The organism is Variovorax restrictus (genome assembly GCF_051216715.1).
Taxonomy (GTDB): Bacteria; Pseudomonadota; Gammaproteobacteria; order Burkholderiales; family Burkholderiaceae_C; genus Variovorax.
This window is the reverse complement of record NZ_JBPJZH010000001.1, coordinates 1,128,531-1,147,474: the sequence shown is the minus strand read 5'-3', so window position 1 is coordinate 1,147,474 and position 18,944 is coordinate 1,128,531. Positions and strand designations below refer to the sequence as shown.

16 protein-coding genes are annotated in these 18,944 nt (G+C 69.1%); 8 read left to right on the top strand and 8 right to left on the bottom strand.

What is annotated here, in order from left to right; all coding sequences use genetic code 11:
• Window positions 1–86: 86 nt before the first annotated feature.
• The 3 genes from ACSFA0_RS05385 to ACSFA0_RS05375 all read left to right on the top strand — a co-directional run bounded on the left by ACSFA0_RS05385 (window position 87) and on the right by ACSFA0_RS05375 (window position 5,660).
• Window positions 87–2,342, top strand: coding sequence for a cyanophycin synthetase (locus tag ACSFA0_RS05385; protein ID WP_435449190.1), 2,256 nt, complete (start codon window positions 87–89; stop codon window positions 2,340–2,342).
• A 117-nt stretch (window positions 2,343–2,459) separates the two neighbouring features.
• Complete coding sequence (cphA, locus tag ACSFA0_RS05380; RefSeq protein ID WP_435449189.1) at window positions 2,460–5,027, top strand: cyanophycin synthetase; 2,568 nt, start codon at window positions 2,460–2,462, stop codon at window positions 5,025–5,027.
• A 246-nt stretch (window positions 5,028–5,273) separates the two neighbouring features.
• On the top strand, window positions 5,274–5,660 hold the full coding sequence (locus tag ACSFA0_RS05375; RefSeq protein WP_435449188.1) for a hypothetical protein: 387 nt from the start codon (window positions 5,274–5,276) through the stop codon (window positions 5,658–5,660).
• A 37-nt stretch (window positions 5,661–5,697) separates the two neighbouring features.
• Here the strand turns inward: ACSFA0_RS05375 and ACSFA0_RS05370 are convergent, their stop codons facing one another.
• From ACSFA0_RS05370 to glmS, 3 genes are all read right to left on the bottom strand, one after another.
• Window positions 5,698–5,895: a hypothetical protein gene (locus ACSFA0_RS05370; RefSeq protein ID WP_435449187.1), complete on the bottom strand. Its 198-nt coding sequence runs from the start codon at window positions 5,893–5,895 to the stop codon at window positions 5,698–5,700.
• A gap of 112 nt (window positions 5,896–6,007) precedes the next feature.
• Window positions 6,008–6,919, bottom strand: coding sequence for a protein NO VEIN domain-containing protein (locus ACSFA0_RS05365; RefSeq protein ID WP_435449186.1), 912 nt, complete (start codon window positions 6,917–6,919; stop codon window positions 6,008–6,010).
• 61 nt (window positions 6,920–6,980) lie between these two features.
• On the bottom strand, window positions 6,981–8,861 hold the full coding sequence (gene glmS / locus ACSFA0_RS05360; protein ID WP_435449185.1) for a glutamine--fructose-6-phosphate transaminase (isomerizing): 1,881 nt from the start codon (window positions 8,859–8,861) through the stop codon (window positions 6,981–6,983).
• Between the two features lie 140 nt (window positions 8,862–9,001).
• Between glmS and ACSFA0_RS05355 the strand changes: the two genes are divergently transcribed.
• A complete protein-coding gene (locus tag ACSFA0_RS05355) occupies window positions 9,002–9,508 on the top strand; it encodes an Lrp/AsnC family transcriptional regulator (RefSeq protein WP_435450898.1) in 507 nt (168 codons plus the stop codon).
• Here ACSFA0_RS05355 and glmU read toward each other — a convergent pair.
• The gene (glmU, locus tag ACSFA0_RS05350; RefSeq protein WP_435449184.1) at window positions 9,505–10,929 is read right to left on the bottom strand and encodes a bifunctional UDP-N-acetylglucosamine diphosphorylase/glucosamine-1-phosphate N-acetyltransferase GlmU; all 1,425 of its coding nucleotides are present in this window, start codon (window positions 10,927–10,929) and stop codon (window positions 9,505–9,507) included. The two genes, ACSFA0_RS05355 and glmU, sit on opposite strands and share 4 nt — an antisense overlap.
• A gap of 177 nt (window positions 10,930–11,106) precedes the next feature.
• Here glmU and ACSFA0_RS05345 point away from each other — a divergent pair, with 177 nt between their 5' ends.
• Complete coding sequence (locus tag ACSFA0_RS05345; RefSeq protein ID WP_435449183.1) at window positions 11,107–12,039, top strand: hypothetical protein; 933 nt, start codon at window positions 11,107–11,109, stop codon at window positions 12,037–12,039.
• A 31-nt stretch (window positions 12,040–12,070) separates the two neighbouring features.
• Here ACSFA0_RS05345 and ACSFA0_RS05340 read toward each other — a convergent pair whose 3' ends face one another.
• Together ACSFA0_RS05340 and ACSFA0_RS05335 are read right to left on the bottom strand one after the other, a co-directional pair.
• Window positions 12,071–13,360 carry a polysaccharide biosynthesis protein gene (locus tag ACSFA0_RS05340; RefSeq protein WP_435449182.1) on the bottom strand — a complete coding sequence of 430 codons (1,290 nt, stop codon included), beginning with the start codon at window positions 13,358–13,360 and terminating at the stop codon, window positions 12,071–12,073.
• A gap of 119 nt (window positions 13,361–13,479) precedes the next feature.
• On the bottom strand, window positions 13,480–14,181 hold the full coding sequence (locus ACSFA0_RS05335; RefSeq protein WP_435450897.1) for a Crp/Fnr family transcriptional regulator: 702 nt from the start codon (window positions 14,179–14,181) through the stop codon (window positions 13,480–13,482).
• Window positions 14,182–14,341: 160 nt separating this feature from the next.
• On the opposite strand from ACSFA0_RS05335, the gene ACSFA0_RS05330 reads away from it, so the two are divergent.
• A complete protein-coding gene (locus ACSFA0_RS05330) occupies window positions 14,342–14,743 on the top strand; it encodes a BLUF domain-containing protein (RefSeq protein ID WP_435449181.1) in 402 nt (133 codons plus the stop codon).
• 6 nt (window positions 14,744–14,749) lie between these two features.
• On the opposite strand, the gene ACSFA0_RS05325 is transcribed toward ACSFA0_RS05330, so the two are convergent.
• Window positions 14,750–15,085, bottom strand: coding sequence for a DUF2917 domain-containing protein (locus ACSFA0_RS05325; RefSeq protein WP_435449180.1), 336 nt, complete (start codon window positions 15,083–15,085; stop codon window positions 14,750–14,752).
• 125 nt (window positions 15,086–15,210) lie between these two features.
• Here ACSFA0_RS05325 and ACSFA0_RS05320 point away from each other — a divergent pair, with 125 nt between their 5' ends.
• Complete coding sequence (locus ACSFA0_RS05320) at window positions 15,211–16,194, top strand: LysR substrate-binding domain-containing protein (RefSeq protein WP_435449179.1); 984 nt, start codon at window positions 15,211–15,213, stop codon at window positions 16,192–16,194.
• A gap of 105 nt (window positions 16,195–16,299) precedes the next feature.
• Here the strand turns inward: ACSFA0_RS05320 and ACSFA0_RS05315 are convergent, their stop codons facing one another.
• Window positions 16,300–16,929 (bottom strand): 5-formyltetrahydrofolate cyclo-ligase, encoded by a 630-nt coding sequence (locus ACSFA0_RS05315; protein ID WP_435449178.1) that lies wholly within the window; start codon window positions 16,927–16,929, stop codon window positions 16,300–16,302.
• 9 nt (window positions 16,930–16,938) lie between these two features.
• Here ACSFA0_RS05315 and ACSFA0_RS05310 point away from each other — a divergent pair, with 9 nt between their 5' ends.
• Window positions 16,939–18,936, top strand: a complete 1,998-nt coding sequence (locus ACSFA0_RS05310; protein WP_435449177.1) for a lytic transglycosylase domain-containing protein — start codon at window positions 16,939–16,941, stop codon at window positions 18,934–18,936.
• The last annotated feature ends 8 nt before the right edge of the window (window positions 18,937–18,944 follow it).

Genomic DNA, 18,944 nt, shown 5'->3' with positions numbered 1-18,944 from the left:
CGCCTGCCGGGCGCCGATTCTGATCCATCGCCATGGGCGCGCCTGAAGGCGCGCGGGCGCTCGACCCCAGCACCACGAACGTTTCCATGACCCGTTTCGACGACATCCGCCTGCTGCGAACGCGCTATCTGCGCGGCCCCAACCTTTGGACCTACCGCCCGGTACTCGAAGTCTGGCTCGACCTCGGCGCGCTGGAAGACTTCCCGTCCAACCTGATTCCCGGCTTCACCGACCGCCTGACGACCCTGCTGCCGGCGCTGATCGAGCACCACTGCGGCGTGGGCGAGCGCGGCGGCTTCATCCAGCGGCTGAACGAGGGCACCTGGGCCGGCCATGTGCTGGAGCACGTCGTGATCGAACTGCTCAACCTGGCGGGCATGCCGACCGGCTTCGGGCAAACCCGCAGCACCTCGAAGCACGCCGTCTACCGGATGGTGTTCCGCGCACGCGACGAGCAGGTGGCGCGCGCCGCGCTGGCCGAGGGCCACCGCCTGCTGATGGCCGCGATCAACGACACGCCTTTCGACGCCGCCGATGTCCAGCGCGCGGTCGATGCCGTCAAGGCCAAGGTCGAGGACTGCTACCTCGGCCCGAGCACTGCCTGCATCGTCGGCGCGGCGGCCGACCGCGGCATCCCGCACATGCGCCTGAACAGCGGCAACCTCGTCCAGCTGGGCTACGGTGCCGCGCAGCAGCGCATCTGGACGGCCGAGACCGACCACACCAGCGCCATCGGCGAATCGATCGCCAGCGACAAGGAGCTGACCAAGTCGCTGCTGCAGAGCTGCGGCGTGCCGGTGCCCGAAGGCCAGGTGGTCGAGAGCGCGGAAGAAGCCTGGGGCGCCGCCGAGGACATCGGCCTGCCGGTGGTCGTGAAGCCGTCGGACGCCAACCACGGCCGTGGCGTCTCCCTCGAACTGACGACACGCGACGAGGTGATGGCCGCCTTCGCCGTGGCCGAACCCGAAGGCAGCGACGTGATGGTCGAGCGCTTCGTGCGCGGCCACGAGCACCGCCTGCTGGTGGTCGGCGGCCAGGTGGTCGCGGCCGCACGCGGCGACATCATCACCGTGACCGGCGACGGCACCTCGAGCGTCGCAGCGCTGATCGACAGCCAGCTCAACAGCGACCCGCGGCGCGGCGCGGAAGAAGAATTTCCGCTCGACGTGATCGACCTCGCGACCGACGCCAAGCTGCAGCTGGAGCTGAAGCGCCAGAGCCTCGACGGCGCCTCGGTGCCGGCCAAGGGCCAGGTGGTGACGATCCAGCGCAACGGCAACCTCAGCGTCGACTGCACCGACCAGGTCCACCCCGAAGTGGCCCACGCCGCCGTGCTCGCGGCCCGCATCGTCGGCCTCGACATCGCCGGCATCGACCTGGTGGCCCAGGACATCTCGCGGCCACTGGCGGCGCAGCGCGGTGCCATCGTCGAAGTCAACGCCGGCCCGGGCCTGCTGATGCACCTGAAGCCGGCCGTGGGTTCGCCCCGCCCGGTGGGCCGTGCCATCTGCGACCACCTGTTCCCGCTGGCCGACGACGACGGCCCGGCCGGCCGCATTCCCGTCGTGGGCGTGGCCGGTTCACGCGACACCGCCGTGCTGGCGCGCCTGGTCGCGTGGCTCACCGGCCTGGGCGGGCGCCACACCGGCCTGGCCTGCGGCGACGGCCTGTTCCTCGAGCGCCGCCGCGTCGACGCGCGTCCCAGCGCCACCTGGGAGGCCGGCCACCGGCTGCTGGTCAACCGCGCGGTCGAGGCGGTGGTCATCGAGAACGGTGCCGCCTCGATCCTGCGCGACGGGCTGGCCTACGACCGCTGCCAGGTCGGCATCGTGACCGACCTGGAGGGCTTCGAAGCGCTGGCCGAGTTCGACATCGCCGAGAGCGACCAGATGGTGAAGGTGCTGCGCACGCAGGTCGACGTGGTACTGCCCGAAGGCACCGCCGTGCTCAACGCTGCCGACCCGCGCGTGGCGGGCCTGGCGCCGTTGTGCGACGGCACGGTCGTCCTGTATGCGTCGGACGCCGGCGCCCCCGCGCTGACGACCCACCAGGCCGCCGGTGGCAAGGCCGTGCTCGTGCGGCAGGACCGCGTCGTGCTGGCCAACGGCAGCAGCGAGTCCTTCCTGCCCGGCCTGGGCCGGCTCACCGTGTGGCGCGCCACGCACCCTGGCGTGAGCCTCGACGTGCTGCTCGCCGCCGTGGCCGCGGGCTGGGCGCTGGGCATTCCGCTCAACCTGATCGGCGCCGGCGCGGAGGCCTTCGAGGCTGACCTGCAGGCGGCGCTCGCGTCGCTGCAGCTGTCGCAGAGCCAACCTCATCCATCTCGCCAACTCAACGCATGAATTCTCTGACCCTTGGCGCCTCCGTTCGTGGGCAGCCGCGGGACCGGCTTTGCCGGGCCGCTCGCTGCGCCCCCTTGGGGGGGAGGGCGTTTACGCCATCGGGGGGGAGCCAATAGCATGGAAGTTAACCGCATCCGCGCCCTGCGCGGGCCCAATCTCTGGAGCCGCCACACGGCCATCGAGGCCGTCGTGGCCTGCGACGGCGCCGAGAACGCCATCGAGCAGTTGCCCGGCTTCGAGACGCGCCTGCGGGCGCTGTTCCCGACCATCGGCGAGCTGCACCCGATGGTGCTCGGCCAGCCACTGTCGCTCGCGCATGTGCTGGAGAACGCCGCGCTGGCGCTGCAATCGCAAGGCGGCTGCAGCGTGATTTTCGGGCGCACCACCCGCACGCTGGAAGACGGCGTCTACCAGGTCGTGGTGCAGTACTGCGAAGAGGCGGTCGGCCGCCGCGCGGTCGCACTGGCGACCGAGCTGATCGGCGCGGCCTTGAACGACGGCGCCTTCGACGCCCAGGCGGCCATCGCCGAACTGCGCGACCTGGACGAATCCGAACGCCTCGGCCCCAGTACCGGCTCGATCGTCGACGCGGCCGTGGCGCGCGGCATTCCGTACCGCCGCCTCACGCGCGGCAGCCTGGTGCAGTTCGGCTGGGGCTCGCGCCAGCGTCGCATCCAGGCGGCCGAGGTCGACAGCACCAGCGGCGTGGCCGAGGCCATCGCGCAGGACAAGGAACTCACCAAGCAGTTGCTCAACGCCGCCGGCGTGCCGGTGCCGCTGGGCCGGCCGGTGAGCGACGCCGACGACGCCTGGGCCGCGGCCATGGAGATCGGCCTGCCGGTGGTGGTGAAGCCGCAGGACGGCAACCAGGGCAAGGGCGTGACGGTCAACATCGTGACGCGCGAGCAATTGAACGCCGCCTTCGATTCGGCCGCGACGTATGGCGAAGTGATGGTCGAGAAATTCCTGCCGGGCTTCGACTACCGCCTGCTGGTGGTGGGCGACCGGCTGGTCGCCGCGGCCCGCCGCGACCCGCCGCAGGTGATCGGCGACGGCACGAGCACGGTTCGCCAGCTGGTCGACACGGTCAACCTCGACCCGCGACGCGGCGAGGGGCACGCCACCTCGCTCACCAAGATCCGGCTCGACGCCATCGCCGTTGGCCGGCTCGAAGCGCAGGGCCTCACGCCCGACAGCGTGCCCGCGCGCGGCCAGCGCGTGGTGCTGCGCAACAACGCCAACCTGTCGACCGGCGGCACGGCCACCGACGTGACCGACACCGTGCACCCCGAGGTGGCTGCGCGCGCGGTCGACGCGGCGCAGATGGTCGGCCTGCACATCTGCGGCGTCGACATGGTCTGCGAGAACGTGCTGCGCCCGCTGGAAGAGCAGCACGGCGGCGTGGTGGAGGTCAACGCCGCACCCGGCCTGCGCATGCACATCTCGCCCTCCTTCGGCCGCGGTCGCGCGGTCGGCGAAGCGGTGATGGACACGCTGTATGCGCACGGCGACGACGGCCGCATCCCGGTCGTGGCGGTCACCGGCACCAACGGCAAGACGACGACGGCGCGGCTCATCAACCACCTCCTCGCCTCCAGCGGCCTGCGCACCGGCATGACCAACACCGACGGCGTGTGGGTCGACGGCCGCCAGACCGACAGCGGCGACTGCAGCGGCCCCAAGAGCGCACGCAACGTGCTGCTGCACCCCGAGGTGGATGCGGCGGTGTTCGAGGTGGCGCGCGGCGGCGTGCTGCGCGAGGGCCTGGGTTTCGACCGCTGCCAGGTCGCGGTCGTCACCAACCTCGGCAGCGGCGACCACCTGGGGCTGAACTACATCACCACCGTCGAAGACCTCGCGGTGCTCAAGCGCGTGATCGTGCGCAACGTGGCCGACCATGGCTACGCGGTGCTCAACGCCGCCGACCCGAACGTCGCGGCGATGGCCGCCACCTGCCCCGGCCACGTCGTCTTCTTCACCGCCGACCGCCAGCACCCGGTGATGGCCACGCACCGCGCGCAAGGCAAGCGGACCGTCTACATCGACCGCGACGCGCTGATCGCCGCCGAAGGCTCGTGGCGCGAGCGCGTGCCGCTGCGCGACGTGCCGATCACCCGCAACGGCACGCTGCCCTTCCAGGTCGAGAACGTGATGGCCGCCACCGCGGCGGCCTGGGCCGTGGGGCTGGACTGGGACACGATCCGCAGCGGGCTCTCCAGCTTCAAGAACGACGCAGCGGGCGTGCCGGGTCGCTTCAACATGATGGAATACCGCGGCGCGACCGTGATCGCCGACTACGGGCACAACACCGATGCGATGAAGGCGCTGGTGGCCGCCGTCGACACCCTGCCGGCACAGCGGCGTTCGGTCGTGATCAGCGGTGCGGGCGACCGGCGCGACTGCGACATCCGCGACCAGACGGCCATCCTCGGCGAGGCCTTCGACGACGTGATCCTCTACCAGGACGCGGCCCAGCGCGGCCGTGCCGACGGCGAGGTGATGGCGCTGCTGCGTCAGGGCCTGCAGGGCGCGCGGCGCACCCGGCACATCGAGGAGATCCGCGGCGAGTTCATCGCCATCGACCGTGCGCTCGAACGCCTGCAGCCGGGTGACCTGTCGCTCATCCTGGTCGACCAGGTGGACGAGGCGCTGGCGCATCTGGCACAGCGGATCGCAGCGGGTTAGACGGGCTTGGGCGGGTTGAGGCGGGATGAGGCGGGTTGGGGCGGGTTGGGGCGACACCCCACGCGCCGCTTGAAAGACCTGTCCCACACCGATTGACGGCGGGCGGGCAGGCATGTCGCTGCGGTGTCCCGCACCCGCGCGCCGCAGGAGCCGTGATCGTGACGCTTCAAGCCTACGACGACGGCAGCGCGACGCGAGAAGCGGCTATCGACGATCAGGCGCTTCATCTGCTCCAGGAGTATTCCCATGATCCGTTCGATCCGCACCCTCGGCCTCGCCCTGTGTGCCGCAGGCACCTTCGCCAGCGCACCCGCCGTTTTTGCACAAGGTGCCGCACCCGGCAGCGCCGCGTCCACGAGCCTGCCCTGTGACGGCGTGCTGCAGGACCGCGCAGCATGCTTGCGCGAACGCGGCGCAGCCAAGCAAGAGGCGCAACGCAATGGCTTGACCAGTGCGTCACCGACGACCTACGACCAGAACGCGCTCGCGCGCTGCGAGCTGCAGCCGATGGCCGACCGTGCCGCCTGCGAGGCGCGCGTGAAGGGCACGGGGATGTCGGCGACCGACGGCAGCGTGCTGGGCGGCGGTGTGATTCGCGAAACCGTCACGCCGATCCCTGCGCCCGCCCGCTGACGCGGGCCTGGCCGCCACTGCCGGCGGCCAGCGGGCCTCAGTGAGGCCGGCCGAGCACGGCCTTGGCGATGGTCACCAGCGCAGTGGTCATCGCCTTTGCGCGTGGTGCGAGCATCTGCGCAGCCAGCTGCTCGGCGCTTTGCGTCGGCTTGAGCTGTTCCCGCGCGCGGCCACCGGTTGCCACGAAGTCGAGCAACGCGGCGAATTCGGACGTATCGGGGTGAGGAGAAGACATGAGAGGGATCGTAGGGCGCAATCGGGAGGGAAGAACATCCACCGATTGGCCTAGAGGCTAGACGCCTTGCAGTTTGTCACGGATTGTGATCTGAACCTGTAACGGGGCCGTCTCAGGCCTCGAAACCAGAGGCGTTCGTCACTTCGGTCGGCTTGTAGATTTTGTGCGTCGGCGATGCCGTCAGCGCGTCCGACACCACCAGCATGCGCCAGAGCGGCTCGCGGGTCGAGCCCTTGCGCTCGTCGTCCGACAGACCGAACTTGGTCACCGCGCTGGAGGTGCCCTTGACGGCGACCTTCAGCAGCGTCACACCCTTCTTGTCGAGCACGTCGAGGTCGTAGCCCAGGCCCTGGCCGGTCACCGATTCGGTCTTGTAGCCGTAGCCGTTGAAATGCCTCGTCACGTAGAGCATCGCCGCTGCATGGACCTCGTCCGGCGATGCTGTTCCGGACATCGACGCTGCCGCCTCACCGTCGTTCGGCATGCTGCCGCGCACCCGGGCGGCCAGCAGTTCGGCATCGGTCGGCATCCAGCCGCGCGGCCCGCGGACCAGCACCGCGAACTGGCGGTCGGGCTCCCACGCGGCCACATGCCATTCGTCGTCGTCCCGCACACGGGTCGACACCTTGGAGTTCTTGCTGCTTTCGACCTCGGCGATCGCGATGCGGTTGGTCTGCAGCACGGCGCGGAAGCCCTGCCCCGCGTCGAAGGTCTTCTTCAGCAGTTCGAGCCGGTCCTTGGCGCGCTGCGTCTGGTTGGCGTTGCGCGCACCGCCGCCAGCGCGGCGCTGCGTGTCTAGCGACTCGAGCATGAACCAGCGCCCGCCGGCTCCCACGCTGAGGTACTCGGCCCAGATGGTGGCGATGACGATATCGCCAGTGGCGAGCCAGGCGTATTCGAAGGGCTTGTCCCGCGCGTCGAACACCCCCATCTTCGCGACGATCTCGACCGGCGTCAGCCGTGGGCCCGACAGACGCTTTTCATCGATGATCTTGAGGACCTGGGGGTCGACTTCCTTTTCCATTCCGTGGGCTGCTCGCTGGTGCGTTGAGGGGTCGAAAGTATGCCGCAGCCCGGACGCTTTTTTACTCTACGGTGACACTCTTGGCCAGATTGCGCGGCTTGTCGACGTCGGTGCCGCGTGCGCAGGCCGTGTGGTAGGCCAGCAGTTGCAGCGGCACCACGTGCAGCAGCGGCGACAGCGCGCCGTAGTGTTCGGGCATGCGGATGACGTGAATGCCTTCGCTGTTCTCGATGTGCGTGTCGCCGTCGGCCAGCACGTAGAGCACGCCGCCGCGCGCGCGCACTTCCTGCAGGTTGCTCTTGAGCTTCTCGAGCAGCGCGTCGTTCGGCGCCACGGCCACCACCGGCATCTCGGCGGTCACCAGCGCCAGCGGCCCGTGCTTGAGCTCGCCGGCGGCGTAGGCCTCGGCGTGGATGTAGGTCACTTCCTTGAGCTTCAGCGCGCCTTCGAGGGCGATCGGATAGTGCAGCCCGCGGCCGAGGAAGAGCGCGTTTTCCTTGCGTGCGAAGTCCTCGGCCCAGCCGATGATCTGCGGCTCGAGCGCGAGCACCGACTGCAGCGCGACCGGGAGATGGCGCATCGCCTTCAGGTAGCCGGCTTCGGCCTCGTCGCTCAGGCGGCCCTTGGCTTGTGCCAGCGCCAACGTCAGCAGGAACAGGCCGGCCAACTGCGTCGTGAAGGCCTTGGTCGACGCCACGCCGATCTCCACGCCGGCGCGCGTGATGTAGGCGAGCTTGCATTCGCGCACCATCGCGCTGGTGGCGACGTTGCAGATGGTCAGCGTCTGCTCCATGCCGAGCGAACGCGCATGCTTCAGGGCGGCCAGCGTGTCGGCCGTTTCGCCCGACTGCGTGATGGTGACGACCAGCGTCTTCGGGTCGGGCACCGAGTCGCGGTAGCGGTATTCGCTGGCGATCTCGACCTGCGTCGGGATCTTCGCGATGCCCTCCAGCCAGTACTTGGCCGCGCAGCCGCTGTAGTAGCTGGTGCCGCAGGCGAGGATCAGCACCTTGTCGATGGCCTGGAAGACGCGGTGCGCGCTGGCGCCTGTGGCCCCGTCCTGGCCGACGCCGTCGAACAGCTCGGGCACGATGCCTTGCACGCCCTCGAGCGTGTCGGCGATGGCGCGCGGCTGCTCGAAGATTTCCTTCTGCATGTAGTGGCGGTAGGGCCCGAGCTCGGCGGCACCACTGTGCGCCTGCACGGTGCGCACCGTGCGGCTCACCGGCTTGTGGGCGCGGTCGACGATCCAGTGCTTGCCCGGCTGCAGGTCGACCACGTCGCCCTCCTCCAGGTAGACGATCTGGTCGGTCACGCCGGCCAGCGCCATCGCATCGCTGGCCAGGAATCGCTCGGTGCCGTCGGCGCCCAGGCCGACGATCAGCGGCGAGCCGGCGCGCGCGCCGACCACGCGGTGCGGCTCGTCGCGGCAGATCGCGGCGATGGCGTAGGCGCCGTGCAGCTGTTGCACCGCCGCCTTGACCGCCTCGAACAGATCGCCGTCGTAATGGCTGTCGATCAGGTGGGCGATGACCTCGGTATCGGTCTGGCTCGTAAACACATAGCCGCGCCCCTGCAGCGACGCACGCAGCGCCTCGTGGTTCTCGATGATGCCGTTGTGCACCAGCGCCACGCGCGGCGGCCGGGCGCTGTCCGGCCCTTCGCCGGGGCCGTAGCTGAAGTGCGGATGGGCGTTGTGCACGGCCGGCGCGCCATGCGTAGCCCAGCGCGTGTGGGCGATGCCGGTCAGGCCCTCGACATGGTCGTCGCGCACCTGCGCCACTAGGTCGGCGACGCGCGAGGTCGTGCGGGTGCGGGTCAGGCCGTTGGCGTGGACGGCCACGCCGCAGGAGTCGTAGCCGCGGTATTCCAGCCGCTGCAGGCCCTGCACGAGGACGGGAACGATGTTGCGATGGGAGGCTGCGCCGACGATGCCGCACATGGGAGGGCCTTTAGGGTTGTGTCCGAGTGCGGCGATCGTAGGGCGCACCGCATGAATGATGCTTTCCTTATTTGAGGTTGATGGCAATAAAATTCCATCCACTCATTCACATGAATTTTTATTCCATCAGTTTGCCAATAATGGAATCTATATCACTCGATGCGATCGACTTGCGCCTGCTCGATGCCCTGCAACGCGACGCCTCGCTGACCAACCAGCAACTGGCCGCCGACCACCACATCTCGCCGCCCACCTGCCTGCGCCGGGTGCAACGCCTGCGCGCCGCCGGGCTGATCGAGCGCCAGGTCGCGATCCTCTCGCCTGACCGGCTCGCGCCGCTGCTGGGCCACGGCCTGCAGGCGCTGGTGGAGGTCTCGCTCGACCGGCAGGACGCCGCCGCGCTCGACGCCTTCGAGGCGCGCGTGGTTGCCGACGACGCGGTGCAGCAGTGCTGGCGCGTCTCGCCCGGCCCCGACTTCGTGCTGGTGGTGATCGCGCGCGACATGCCCGGCTACCAGGCGCTGGCGCAGCGCCTCTTCACGGCCGATGCGAACGTGCGCAACGTCAAGGCCTTCTTCGCCATCAAGCGGGCGAAGTTCGACAGCCGGCTGCCGGTCCTGCCGATGTCGCCGACAGCGGCGCCTTAGCCTTGCTTCTTCTGCGGCCGCGGCCAGTTCGGGAAGCTGGTCTGCCGCGCGCGCGCCACCGTGAGCGCGCCGGACGCCGTGCTCTTGCTCACGACCGAGCCGCCGCCGACGGTGCCGCCCGCGCCGATCGTCACCGGCGCTACTAGCACGCAGTTGCTGCCGACGTGCACGTCGTCCTCGATCACGGTGCGGTGCTTGTTCGCGCCGTCGTAGTTGGCGGTGATGCTGCCCGCGCCGTAGTTCACGCGCGCGCCCACCGTGGCGTCGCCCAGGTAGGCCAGGTGGTTGGCCTTGGCGCCGTCCGCGAGGGTGGAATTCTTCACCTCGACGAAGTTGCCGATGTGCACTTCCGCGCCCAATTGAGCGCCGGGCCGCAGCCGCGCGAAGGGGCCAATGCGCGCCTCGCGGCCGACGGTCACGCCCGCCTTCTCGCCATCGATGTGCGTGAAGGGATGGATCACCGCGCCCGCCTCGATGCGCGCGTTGGCGATGACGCAATTGGCGCCGATGCGCACGCCGTCGCCCAGCACCACGGCGCCCTCGAAGACGCAGTTGACGTCGATCTCGACATCCATGCCGCAGGCCAGCGTGCCGCGCAGGTCGAAGCGCGCCGGGTCGGCCAGCCGCACGCCGTCGGCCATGAGCGCATCGGCCTGGCGCTGCTGCAAGGCGCGTTCCAGTGCGGCCAGCTGCGCCGGGCTGTTGACGCCCGCCACCTGCACCGGGTCGTCGATGCGGTGGGCGACCACCGGCACGCCGTCGGCCGTCGCGAAGCCGACGATGTCGGTGAGGTAGTACTCGCCCTGCGCATTGCGGTTGTCCAGGCGGGCCAGCCAGGCCTTGAGCTGCCGAGCCGGAACGGCCATCACGCCGCTGTAGACCTCACGCACGGCGCGCTGCGCCACGGTGGCGTCCTTCTGCTCGACGATGGCCAACACCTGGCCGGTCGGCGGATCGCGTAGGACGCGGCCGTAGCCGGTCGGGTCGTCGAACTCGATGGTGAGCAGCGCCAGCCGCTCGCCGGCGCTGGCCGCGATCAGCGCCTGCAGCGCCGGCTCGCCGATCAGCGGCACGTCGCCCGACAGCACCAGCACGACGCCGTCGTCGGGCAGCGCGGGCACGGCCTGCTGCACGGCATGGCCGGTGCCGAGCTGCGGCATCTGGCGCACGAAACGAGGGGCCATGTCGGCGAAATCGGCACCGATCGCGGCCTCGACCTCCTCCGCGCCATGACCGGTGACCACCACCACATGCCGTGCGCCGATGCGCGCCGCCGTGTCGAGCACCCGCGCCACCAGCGCCCGGCCGCCCAGGCGATGCAGCAGCTTCGGGCGGGTGCTCTTCATGCGCGTGCCCTTGCCCGCGGCCATCACCACGACGTCGATCGCCACGGGGGGTTGTTCGGTTTGCGCCTGGTTCATGCTCATGGCTTCTTCGCTGCTCTCGTTCGGTGGGCCCGAATTATCGGCCCGGGGCAAGAGTTGACGATTTGTTCACGATATGGCGTCCGCTGCTGCAACAATCCCGCCAAGCCATCCTGAAAACGCCGAAAAGTAATCACTTTTGACTACACTTCGCGCGCTCCCCATCTAGCCTTCATGAAAATTTCTCTCTGTACGCTGTTCGAAGGGAACTACCACTTCGGCCTCGCCGCCCTGTCCAACTCCCTCGTCAGCGCCGGGTTCTCGGGCACGTTGTGGGCCGGCTACCGGGGCGCCCTGCCGGCCTGGCTCACCGAATCGCCGTCCTACGACGCGGCGACGGCCACCTACCAGGTGAGCCCGGGCTTCCAACTGCGCATGGTGCTGCTCGACACGCCGCTGCACTTCACCTATTACAAGCCGACCTTCGTGCGCGAGGTCTTCGAGAAGCTCGCGCCCGACACCGACCTGGTCGCCTACATCGACCCCGACATCGTGGTGAAGTGCGACTGGCCATCGCTCTGCGGCTGGTTCACCGACGACGCCCTGTCGCTGGCGGAAGACGTCAACTGGGCCTTTCCGGCGCGCCACCCGAAGCGCCTGCTCTGGAACGCCTTCTTCAGCGAGCACGGCATGCCGTCGATCCGGCCGAGCGAACGCTACTACAACGCCGGCTTCATCGGCGTGCCACGCCAGCATCTCGATTTCCTGGTGCTGTGGGAGCGACTGTGCGCCCTCGTGCTCGACTACAACCAGGGCGTCAAGCACATCAAGGCGGGGGGCTCCGCGACGCTGTTCCATTCGACCGACCAGGACGCGCTGAACTTCGCGCTGACGGCGCACAGCGCGCTGCTCAACACCGCCGGCCCCGACGCGATGGACTTCACCACCGGCGGCTATTACCTGTCGCACGCCATCGGCTCGCCCAAGCCCTGGAACATGCCGCACCTCCGCATGGCACTCGCCGGCCATTCGCCGTCGGTGCAGACCAAGGCCTACTTCCAGCATGTCGACGGGCCGATCCGGATGTTCTCGGACGCCGAACTCAAGCGCCATCGCCGCGCGCTGCGGGTGGCGTCGGCCATCGGCCGGTTCTACCAGCGCCGCTGACCCCGGCCGGGCGCACCGCCCGCACGCCGGCTCAGGGGTGCGTCGCCTCGGTGCGCCATTCGCGCCAGTGCGCCAGCAGCAGGCTGTACTGAAAGACGAAGCTGGCCGCGCTGCTCGCCACGCCGAAGCCGAGCACCGACTTCAGGTCGCTGATGCCGACCAGCCACAGGTAGAGCACCTGCGTGACCAGCGTCGCGACGATGCTGAAGCTCTGCCGCCCCGTGGCGCCACGCACCGTCAAGGTCCGGAAGGCGAAGCCCGCCGCGTTGGACAGCAGCGACGACAGGAACATCATCCAGACCAGCGGCGTCAGGCTGCGGTACTGCTCGCCCAGCAGCAGGATCCAGTACTGCGGGAACAGCAGCGACGTGAGGAAGGTGCAGGCCATCGCCAGCAGGTAGAGGCCGTGGATCTGCGCCAGCACCCGCACGAAGCGCGGTCCCGCCTGCGCGCGGGCGATGGCCGGGAACAGCAGCACGTTGGCCACCCGGTCGACCACCACCAGCGCCATGGCCAGCCGACCGAAGGCGCCCACCTCGGCCACCATGTTGGAGGTGCCGAAGAGCGAGACGATGAACACTGTGACGACGCCCTGCACCTGGTAGAAGATGGCCGGCAGCACCAGCGGCCGGGCGATGCGGAAGATCTCCTTGTCGACCCGCGTGGCATCGGTGGTGTCGAGCCGGTGAGTGCCGATGCCCTGCAGACGGAAGGCGCGCGCGTAGAACATCAACGCCACCAGGCTGGCGCCCGCGGTGGCGACCATCAGGCCGGCGGTCGAATAGGCCGTCATCGGCATCAGCAGGACCGCCCCGACCAGGGCGATGCGCACCCCGTGCGAGGCGAAGGCGATGCGGTTGAGTGTGGAGATCTGCGCCAGGATCAGCAGCACGGTGTTCGAGTAATGCTCGCGCAGCTGGATCAGCACCACGCCCAGCACCAGCGCGGACGCGAGCCAGTAGCCCTTCCCGGTCCAGCCGTGCTCCCGCGAGGTGAAGTACCAGTAGGGCACGATGATCACCAGCCCGGCCGACAGCAGCACCCAGCGCTTGTGGAAGACGTGGTGGCAGGCGGCGACCACCCAGGGAACGTCGCGGTTGCGCTGCCCGACGACCGGCAGGCAGCAATGCGCCAGCCCCAGGTCGGTGATGCCCATCATCAGCGTGGTGCAGGCCACGAGGAAGGTGTAGGCGGCGTACTGGTCCTTCGGCAGGATGTTCACGATGAGCAGGCCGGCGATGCCGCTCAGGATGACACCGAAGGATTCGATGCCACCGACCATGACGACCTGGCGCAGGCGCTCGCGGGAGAAAAGCTTCACGGAATGGACAGGACGCAGGAAGGCGGCATGGAAAGGGAAGGACGAGGCCGGCAGCGGCCGGCTCCCGGCGATGAGCCCCGACGATACGCGAAGGTGCGGCGTGGCGGCCGGGGCGGGCGTCAGATCAGTGGCACATGCCGCAAAGGCCGCTCGAAATAGTCGCCCAGGGTTTCGAGCGCATGCGGCTCGAGGATGCGCAGCCAGCCGCTGTCGATCTTGTGCAGTCCCATGCGCTGCAACCGCCGCAGTGTCTTGTTGGTATGCACCAGCGACAGCCCCAGCGCATCGGCGATGTGCTGCTGGTTGAACGGGAACGGGACCCAGCCGTCGCGCACCATGCCCACACGCTCCGCCCGGCGGTAGAGGTGCATCAACAGCATCGCCACCCGTTCACCGGCGTTGCGCCGGCCGGTTGTCACGAGGTTGTCGTCGATCATCTTTTCTTCGCGCGCGGCCAGCCAGGTGATGTCATAGCCCAGCTTGGGTTGCGCATGGAACAGCTCCCAGAGCCGGCCGCGCTCGAACACGCAGAGGGTCGTGTCCGAGGCGGCCTCGACGCCATGCGTCTGCCCTTCCGCGAACTCGTCCTGCAAGCCGATGAAGTCGCCCGGCAGCAGAAAGCTGAGGATCTGACGACGCCCGTCGCTCAGCGTCTTGTAACGAAAGGCCCAGCCTGCGTAGAGCGTGAAGAGCTGGGCAGAGCGCGAATGCTCGTCGATGACCGCGCCGCCGGCCTCCACACGACGGGTGCCGACGCGGAAAGCCTCGATCGCCTTCAGGTCATCGGCCGAGATCGGCAGGAAGGCCGGGTTGCCGCGCAGCCCGCACGCCTCGCACGCGCGGTCGCAGTGCGGCAACAGGGGCGTGGGCAGGGTGTGTTCGTCGAATTTCACGCCGGGACTATAGGCGCGGTGGGAGTGTCTTTTGACATTTCATGAATTCGTGCCGCTTCCTACACTCGCCCGGCACTCTTTCCCGTCCATGCCCGCACCCGCTTTCCTCGAACTTCTCTACGTCAGCGTTCTCGCCCCTCACCAGCGACCCACCGTGGTCGGCCAGATCGTCGCCCAGGCGCGCGCGCGCAATGCCGAGCGTGGCATCACGGGGCTGCTGGTGTTCGACGGTCTCCATTTCTGCCAGCACATCGAGGGGCCGCCCGAAGCGCTGCGCCCGCTGATGGAACGGATTCGTCTGGACGCCCGGCACAGCGACGTGCAGGTGCTCTACGAAGGCCCGCGCGACGAGCGCCGCTACCACCGCTTCGACCTGGGCTTCGCGCAGAGCGACGAGCCGGACGACATGGCCGGCATCCACGCCCTGGAAGGTCAGGCCGCGCTCGAGCGCTTTCTGGCGCTCCGGCCGAGCTTCGACGTCAGCGGCTGACGACGTTCAGCCCGCGGCGTCGGCGCTGGCGTCCCAGCTGTAGGTCGCGCCGAAGCTGTCCCAGGGCTCCATCACGAGCTTCTGGCCGGCAGCGACGACGAGCGACTCGCCTGGCGCGAGCACCAGATCTTCGCTACCCCACTGCGCCGTGGCGTCGCGGGTGACCCACAGCCGGCCCTGGCGGACCCGCAGCACGCTCTCGCTGCGTGCCTTCAGCGTCATCGCCTGGCCCGCCGCGATCTGCCAGGCACCGCGACGAACAGCCGGCGGAACGGCGGCCTTGTTCGTCACCGTGGCGGACAGGGGCGAGAGGGAAGTGGACGGGCTGTAGGCGGCAGACATGGGGGGCTCCTCGAGCAGATTCTCCAAAGCGCAATGGCGCGCTTCGGGAATGAATGATCGGTGCCCCGCCATTGGCGGTCCAATGAAATGGAAGTACGCTACTGATTCCATTCCCGCATCAATCCATGCAGCATTCCCAGACCCACCTGCGCACCCGCCCGATCTCGGCCGGCCACCTCCGCGCTTTCGAGGCGGTGGCGCGACACCTCAATTTCCGGGCCGCGTCCGAGGAAATGGCGCTCACGCAGTCGGCCGTGAGTCGGCAGATCCAATCGCTGGAAGAAGAGGTGGGCGTGGCGCTGTTCCTGCGCCACACGCGCGCCGTCGAGCTCACCAGCGCCGGGGCGCTGCTGCTGCTGGCGGTGCAGCAGTCGCTGCCGCGCATCGACGGCGCGGTGCGGCAGATCCGCCAGAGCGCAGGGCGCAAGAGCGTCTCGCTCACCACCTTCGCGTCCTTCGCGTCGATGTGGATGATCCCGCGGCTCGAAGCCTTCCAGCGCGACAACCCCGACATCGACATCCGCATCGACGCCAGCGACACGGCGGTCGACCTCGACATCGCCGACGTCGACCTCGCGCTGCGCTACGCTCCGCGCGAGAACATGCCGCCGGACGCCATCCGCCTGTTCGGCGAGACGCTCACGCCGGTGGCCAGCCCCTGGCTCATCAAGAGCAACCCGCCGATCAAGTCGCCGGCCGACATCGCCCGCTTCACGCTGATCGAGGCCGGCGACGCCCACCGCACGCACCTCGAATGGCTGACCTGGCGCCGCTGGTTCGAGGACAACGGCCAGAGCCGCGCCCAGCCCAAACGCTGGCTGTACTTCAACTACGCCTACCAGATGGTGCAGGCCGCCCTCACCGGCCAGGGCGTGGTGCTCGCCCGCAGTTCGCTCATCGCCGAAAGCCTGGCCAATGGCGACCTGGTCGAGGTGCTGCCGCAGCACCGCATGGATTCACCGATGGCCTACTGGCTGCTGATCGGCCCGCGCAGCGCGCCGCGCCCGGAGATCAAGGCCTTCTGCGACTGGCTGCGCGAGCAGGCGGCCACCACGCGCGAGACGATCGGCGAGGTGCCCGACCCAGACACCGTCGATCACATGGATTGAACCCACCCCCGAAGCAGCGCACTGCGTGTCGCTGCCTCCCCCTCAAGGGGGCGATACCAGCGGCCCGGCAAAGCCGGTTCCGCGGTATCCCTGGCACAGCGTGTCTTAACCCACCGGCCAGACCACGCCGTTGTCGTTGAGGATCGCGTCCAGCGGCACATCGTGCGCCTCGGGCTCGAGGTCGTCGAGGAAGCCGCCGGTGAAGCCCAGGCCCACCGTGAACGGCCGTGGCTGCAGCGAGGCCAGCGTGCGGTCGTAGAAGCCGCCGCCGTAGCCCAGCCGGTAGCCGCCGGCGCTGTAGCCCAGGCACGGCACGAAGAGCAGCGTCGGCACGATCAGCTCCGTGTCCTTGGGCTTCGGGATGTCGTAGGCATCGTTCTCCATCGGGCAGCCGGGGTACCACGAGTGGAAGGTCAGGGTCTTGTGGTCGCGGTTGACCACGGGCAGGCCGATGCGGCGGCGATGCGGCTCGTCGAGCAGTTCGCCGTCTTCCTTCCAGCGATGCAGTGCCGGCAACGGGTCGAATTCGCCCTTGATGGGCCAATAGGCGCCGATCACGGTGTCGGGCCGGCCGACCAGCCAGATGCGCATGACGCGTTGCAAAAGATCGGCCCGCTGTCCGCGGTCGGGCATCGCCAGGCGTTGCTCGATGAGCGCTGCCCGCAGTTGAGCCTTCAGAAAAGCAGCCGTTTCCTTGCGGCCATCCGCCGCGTTCCCATCGTGTGCCTTGTCCATAATCCCCCGATGCAAGTTACTGGCATTTTGGCACCCCGGCGCCACCTCCTCGGCGCGATCACCCTCACGCTCGCTGCGCTGTTCCAGCCGGCCTGCGCGCAGAACATGAACGACGACGTGCTCGTCCAGATGAAGCAGGCCTTCCAGCGCGGCGACAAGTCGCGTCTGGCGGCCCTGCTGCCGCAGGCGCGTGGCCACGCGCTCGAGCCCTGGGCCGCCTACTGGGAACTCAAGGCGCGGCTCAACGAAGCGAGCCCGCTCGAGGTGCAGGATTTTCTCGCGCGCTACGCCGGCACCTACCAGGAAGACCGGCTGCGCAACGACTGGCTGCTGCTGCTCGGCCAGCGCCGCGACTGGGACGGCTTCGCCACGCTGTACCCCGGCTTCCGCATGCGCGACGACCTGCAGGTGGCGTGCTATGCCACGCTGGTCGATGTGCTCAAGAGCGGCACCGCGACCAAGGAACAGATCGAGCTCGTGCGCGACAACTGGCTGCGCCAGCGCGATGCCGACGACGGCTGCCTGACCGCGGCCGACCGGCTGATCGCCGCGCGCCTGCTGTCGCCCGACGTCGCCTGGAAGAAAGCGCGCCTGGCGATCGAGGCCAGTCGGCCGCAGGCCGCGCGTGCCGCCATCACGCTGGCTGCGCCCGACGCACTGCCGACCTTCGACCAGGTCAACGCCAGCGCGGCCAAGTTTCTGGGCGGTGCGGTCATGGCCGCGTCGCGCGCCCGCAAGGAAATGGTGGTGCTGGCCCTCATCAAGGTCGCCATGGCCGACCCCGACCAGGCCGCCGGCCAGCTCGAGGGCAAGTGGGCGCCGATGCTCAGCGCCGAGGAGCGCAACTGGCTGTGGGGCACCATCGGTCGGCAGGTCGCGATCAAGCTCTCGCCGCAGGCCAACGTCTACTTCGCCAACGTCACGAAGAACAGCGACCTGTCCGACGACATGCTCGGCTGGAAGGTCCGCGCCGCCCTGCGCACCGCGCAATGGAAGGACGTGAACGCATCGATCCTCGCCATGAGCGACAAGGCGCAGGAAGACCCGACCTGGGTCTACTGGCGCGCCCGTGCGCTCACGGCCATGGGCGGCGACGCGCGCATCGCGCAGGCACGCACGCTGCTCGAGACCATCGCCGGCACGCGCGGCTTCTACGAACTGCTGGCGCTCGAAGACCTGGGCCAGCGCGCCGTGGTGCCGACCAAACCCGACCCGCTCAAGCCCGAGGAAAAGCAGGCCGCGCGCAACAACCCGTCGCTGTCCCGCGGCCTGTACGCCATCGCGACCGGGCTGCGGTCCGAGGGCGTGCGCGAGTGGAACTACGCCACCAACCTGCACGACAACGGCGGCATGGGCGACCGCGAGCTGCTGGCGGCCGCCGACTTCGCCTGCCAGCGCGAGGTGTGGGACCGCTGCATCAACACCAGCGAGCGCACCAAGGGCGCGATCGACATCGACCAGCGCTTCCCCATGCCCTTTCGCGACACGGTGCTGCGCAAGAGCCAGGACATCGGGCTCGACCCGGCCTACGTCTACGGGCTGATCCGCCAGGAAAGCCGCTTCATCATGGACGCGCGCTCCGGCGTGGGCGCCTCGGGCCTGATGCAGGTGATGCCGGCCACGGCACGGTGGACCGCCAACAAGATCGGGCTGGCCGGCTTCACGCCCAACCAGATCAACGACCGCGACACCAACATCACCATCGGCACCAGCTACCTGAAGCTCGCACTCGACGACTTCGACGGCTCCATGGCGCTCGCCGCCGCCGCGTACAACGCGGGCCCGGGTCGGCCGCGCAACTGGCGCAACGGGCCGGTGCTCGACGCCGCCATCTGGGCCGAGAACGTGCCCTTCAACGAGACGCGCGACTACGTGAAGAAGGTGCTGGCCAACACCACCAACTACGCGGCCATCATCACGGGACAGCCGCAATCGCTCAAGAGCCGGCTCGGCCGGGTCGGCCCGCGCGATGCCCGCGAGCCCGAGCCCAACAAGGACCTGCCCTGAACGCCGTG